8 protein-coding genes are annotated in these 4,373 nt (G+C 35.4%); 1 reads left to right on the forward strand and 7 read right to left on the reverse strand.

What is annotated here, in order from left to right; genetic code table 11:
• Positions 1-450, reverse strand: a 450-nt coding sequence (locus M0Q17_RS10710) for a phospholipase D family protein (protein WP_295086700.1), incomplete at its 3' end; no start/stop codon positions are given.
• A gap of 74 nt (positions 451-524) precedes the next feature.
• Positions 525-821 carry an MmcQ/YjbR family DNA-binding protein gene (locus M0Q17_RS10715; protein WP_295086702.1) on the reverse strand — a complete coding sequence of 99 codons (297 nt, stop codon included), beginning with the start codon at positions 819-821 and terminating at the stop codon, positions 525-527.
• A gap of 263 nt (positions 822-1,084) precedes the next feature.
• Here M0Q17_RS10715 and M0Q17_RS10720 point away from each other — a divergent pair, with 263 nt between their 5' ends.
• Positions 1,085-1,615, forward strand: a complete 531-nt coding sequence (locus M0Q17_RS10720) for a hypothetical protein (RefSeq protein WP_295086704.1) — start codon at positions 1,085-1,087, stop codon at positions 1,613-1,615.
• Here M0Q17_RS10720 and M0Q17_RS10725 read toward each other — a convergent pair.
• The 5 genes from M0Q17_RS10725 to M0Q17_RS10745 all read right to left on the reverse strand — a co-directional run.
• Complete coding sequence (locus tag M0Q17_RS10725; RefSeq protein WP_295086706.1) at positions 1,604-2,377, reverse strand: ATP-binding protein; 774 nt, start codon at positions 2,375-2,377, stop codon at positions 1,604-1,606. The genes M0Q17_RS10720 and M0Q17_RS10725 overlap by 12 nt on opposite strands.
• Positions 2,370-2,840 carry a Cys-tRNA(Pro) deacylase gene (gene ybaK / locus M0Q17_RS10730; protein ID WP_295086708.1) on the reverse strand — a complete coding sequence of 157 codons (471 nt, stop codon included), beginning with the start codon at positions 2,838-2,840 and terminating at the stop codon, positions 2,370-2,372. Before ybaK ends, M0Q17_RS10725 begins: the two co-directional genes overlap by 8 nt.
• Complete coding sequence (locus tag M0Q17_RS10735; RefSeq protein ID WP_295086711.1) at positions 2,837-3,568, reverse strand: penicillin-binding transpeptidase domain-containing protein; 732 nt, start codon at positions 3,566-3,568, stop codon at positions 2,837-2,839. The genes ybaK and M0Q17_RS10735 overlap by 4 nt, the downstream gene beginning before the upstream one ends.
• A gap of 3 nt (positions 3,569-3,571) precedes the next feature.
• Entirely contained in the window at positions 3,572-3,796 is a 225-nt protein-coding gene (locus tag M0Q17_RS10740) for a DUF2798 domain-containing protein (RefSeq protein ID WP_295086713.1), read from the reverse strand.
• A 67-nt stretch (positions 3,797-3,863) separates the two neighbouring features.
• Positions 3,864-4,373, reverse strand: a 510-nt coding sequence (locus tag M0Q17_RS10745; RefSeq protein ID WP_295086715.1) for an N-6 DNA methylase, incomplete at its 5' end; no start/stop codon positions are given.

A 4,373-nucleotide genomic window follows, 5' to 3' on the forward strand; every position in this document is an offset into this window, starting at 1 on the left:
TACACTTGATTTTAAATAATAACTATCAATAATATCTTTTATCTCCTTGAATTTAACTCCATCATTAGAATCAAACATTGTCATTATTTCATCATTTTTAGTTAGTGCTGATTGTGTAAAGTTTGCACTACCTGTTAAACAAACCCAATCTTTCTCATTATTCCAAAAGAGGTAAATTTTAGGATGAAAAACACCTTCATCTTTATTTTTTGTATAAAACTGCAATCTTTCATCGTCTAAAAATTTTTCTATAAACTTAGAATCTGTTTGATAAAAATGTAGTCCGACTGTAGAAGATTGTATTTTCTTTTTATTTTTTTCTTCTATCAGAACTTTAAAAGCTTTACTATTTGCGGAAGCCCATGCTACAGACATGCTTATATTGTCAAATTTTTCTATAAAAGCACATATATTTTTTTCAATCTCGTTAGCAGAAGATAAAATTTTCATAATTTTTCCTTTTAAATTTTTATTTACCCGAGTAACTCTCTTTGCTTTTTAGAAAGTTTATTATAGACAAGCTCCTATGAGTGATCTATGAGCTCTTTTAAAAGCATATCATCCACATCTCCACCCAGTGTGACGGTGTTCCAATGTTTTTTGTTCATGTGGTAGCCGCCTTTTAGAGACTCATACAAAGAGCGGAGTTCTAGGGCGTAGATGGGGTTGCATTTGAGGTTAACAGACAGCGGTTTTTTATCTGCCGTAAGTGCAAATATTTTGTCGGCGAAACGATAGACTCGTACCATTTTATCAAACGGATAATCAAAAGTTGCACCTTTTTTCAAAAGCAGATAATTATCTAATTCTTTAAAATTCATGTCACATTCCACTTGCCAAAGTTAAAATGAAAAAGAGAGATGGTTGTCAATATAGCTATGGCGCTTAAAGCCATCAGTTGCATAGCGTTCCCCATTAATTTTTTTTAATATTAAACAAAACAACAGCCAACTATCGTTGAAACAGCTACGAATGGTAATTATATAGGATTATATTCTTTGTGTAAAGGTTGGATACAAAGCAGAAGTTTTTAAAATTTGGAATTATGCTTGCTTACGATTAAGTAATTATACGAGGAGATACTATGCAAATACAAACATCCTATAACACGCTCTTGAGTACACAAACTTCTAAAAAAGAAGAGGCACAGCTCTCTTTTGACGAAGCACTTGCATCTCTTTATATGCCAGAAGATGCAAAAGAGAATCTACGCACTTTTTGGAGCAGTTTTGAAGCAGCTAATGGTAAGAGTACGACACAAAGCCAAGAAGAAAATAGTCAAGAAAATTTAGCCGTTGCTCAATTTCTTCATGATTTACGCACCAAAGGAGCTGTAAAGTTTTTAGCAGATTTTAACCAAGAGAAGATAGATAAGATGGTTGAGGAGTATAAAGAAAAACTTCTTGATCAGATGGGGGATTCCCCCCAAACTCTAAAAGAGATAGAGTCTCTTATTGCCGCGTATAAAAAACAACTTCTTGAAGAGCTGCAAAACAGTCTTGATGCCGATGAAAAAACCACCCCTATAAATGCAAATGCCATGGTACAGCTCCTACTTAACGCACAAGAAAAACAGGAAAAACCTTTAGAAAAATTACTACACTCAAAAAGTTAAAAAATAGCTGTTATAAAACTGTTTTGCAGTTCTAGCACTTTTACTTGCTCTGCTTTGCGCAAAACGTAGAGCTTCTGCATGTAAGAGTTCTCTATCGCCTTTATACTCTTTAAAGTAGCTATCCACAACTGCTAAATACTCCTGCTGTGAGCCGTGATAAAATGAAAGCCATAATCCAAATCTATCACTGAGTGAAATCTTCTCTTCCACGCTATCACCATAGTGTATCTCGCCGTTATTTCCGACTTTAGTCCCTTCATTATCACTATGATACTCAGTTATAAGGTGTCTTCTGTTTGATGTAGCATAAATTTTAACATTTTCAGGTGGGGATTCAATAGAACCTTCTAAAATTCTTTTTAAGCCCTTATATCCCTTCTCACCCTCTTCAAAAGATAAATCATCGCAAAAGATGATGAACTTGTAGGGAAGATGGCGAATCATATCTGAGATCTCTATAAGGTCATCCAAATTATCCCTATCTATCTCAATAAGGCGCAGACCTCTAGAAGCATAACTGTTTAAAAGAGCTTTTATAAGTGAAGATTTTCCAGTGCCTCTAGCGCCCCATAAAAGTACATTATTTGAAGGCAAGTTATCTAAAAAGCGCTCCGTATTTTTTATAAGTTCTTCTTTTTGTCTATCAATACCAATCAAGTCATCAAAAGTGATATTTTCTATATGTTTTACAGGTTTTAAAAACTCTTTTTTAGCTCTCCAGATTGCAGCGTTATACTCTTTAAAATCAGCTCTATCATTCACTTTTTATATCCTCAAATTTAGCGTTTGTCAGTGTTTTTAAATCATCTGCTCTTAGCTCTACTTCCAATCCTCTTTTACCCGCACTGACAAAGATACTCAAGTAGTCGCAAGCAGTTGAGTCTATGACTGTTTTTAATCTTTTTTTCTGTCCTATCGGACTGACTCCACCCAATACATAGCCTGTCGTCTTTTGAACATCGTGTGCATCTGCCATAACCGCTTTTTTTGCTCCGAATGTTTTTGCAACGGCTTTCATGCTTAGTTTTGAAGAGACTGGAACTACGGCAACGACTAACTCTTTTGTGTCGATAGCGACAACTAAAGTCTTAAAGACTCTTTGAGTTGAAATACCGAGCTTTTCAGCCGCTTCATCGCCGTAAGAGTCGCAAGAACTGTCATGGGTATAGTGATGTACCTTATACTCTATTTTACTTTTTTTAAGCAGTTCTATACATGGTGTCATGTTGTTTTATATCTTTTTAAATATTCCAAAGCAACTCTTTTTGCTTCTGCTCCGTTTGCTCCATCGCCTTTAATGTTGAAAGCAAAAACCGTAGTATTGTCATGATTTTTTATGAACCCAACGAACCATCCTATACCGCCGCAGCTTCCCGTTTTTCCCGCTAGTTGATAATCGTTATGTTTCTCTAACGCCATTATCTCTTTTACCGTCTGAATAGTGTGAAGCGAGAACGGCAGTTCATTGTGAACAAAACGTGAAAGAAAATCAACCTGCTCGCTTGGCGATATCTTAAGACTTCCGCCGCCTAACCAAAAACTAGTAAGAGCTAGTGAAGTATCTGCATTGCCGTAATGAACTTTCTTTACATACTCTTTCATCCTCTGCTCGCCTATGCGACTAGCCAACTCTTGATAAAACCATATGGCAGACACGGCTATGGCAGAACGCATTGTATGGTCTTGATTCCATGCAGAATATTCTCTCTTTATGCCGTCCCATTTTATAACCTCATCTTCATCTTTTACGACTCTGTTTTCAAGCGCTATCATAGAGCTTAGTATTTTAAAAGTAGAACATGGACTCACTCTCTCATTCGCTCTGCTTCCAAAAACAATTTTTTTTGAACTGTTCAGATCCAATATAACTGCACTTCCGTCATACTTGCCGAAATTTGGCTCTACGGCAAACAGAGGTAATATCAGAATAAATAAGATTAGCAACTTAGACATTTTTTACCTTGAAGCTATCTTCATCGCAAGCTTGTGTGCAATCGGAAAGACAAGCAGTATAGTAGGAAAAGCTATCATGAAAGCGATTATCCCAGCGTGCATCCATATAGAGAAAAAATTATCCACAAACCCTAAGTTGATAAATGTTATCGCTCCAGACATGATAAAACTCATAAAACCCGATAGCAAAAGTGCCTGAACCTGATGAAGATATTTTGCTGAAACCATTTTTTTCCTTTTAATTATCGTAGTATAAACAATTAAGAGCAATAAAACTTATAGTTATTTATATTAACTACGGTAATAAATTTAATCCAAGCTCTTCTAAAAATTTATTGTGTTCTTTTGTATATTTGACAATGTCTTTTTCTAAATCTACAAGCTTTTTATTCTCTTCTTTTAAATCTATTTTCTTTTCTTCTTTGGCTGTACTTATGTATCTTGATATATTGAGATTGTAGCCCTCTTCTTCGATTCGTTCTATAGAAATTTTCTTAGAATATCTATCTTCTTCTGTTCTGTTTTTATAGGTGTTAACTATCTTCTCAATGTCATTTGGTTCACCATCCTCTCCTGTACGCAAGCGGTTTTGACGCTTACCCTTTGCAAAATACTCACTTGCATTTATAAACAGAACATCATTGGACATTTTACATCTTTTGAGGACTAAGATACATACGGGGATACCTGTAGAGAAAAATAGATTTGAAGGCAGACCAATAACTGTATCGATATAGCCTTTTTCTAATAACTTTCGTCTAATTCTCTCCTCTGCGCCTCCACGAAACAGTACGCCATGAGGTAG

The organism is Sulfurimonas sp. (genome assembly GCF_023229105.1).
In the GTDB taxonomy this organism is placed as follows: domain Bacteria; phylum Campylobacterota; class Campylobacteria; order Campylobacterales; family Sulfurimonadaceae; genus Sulfurimonas.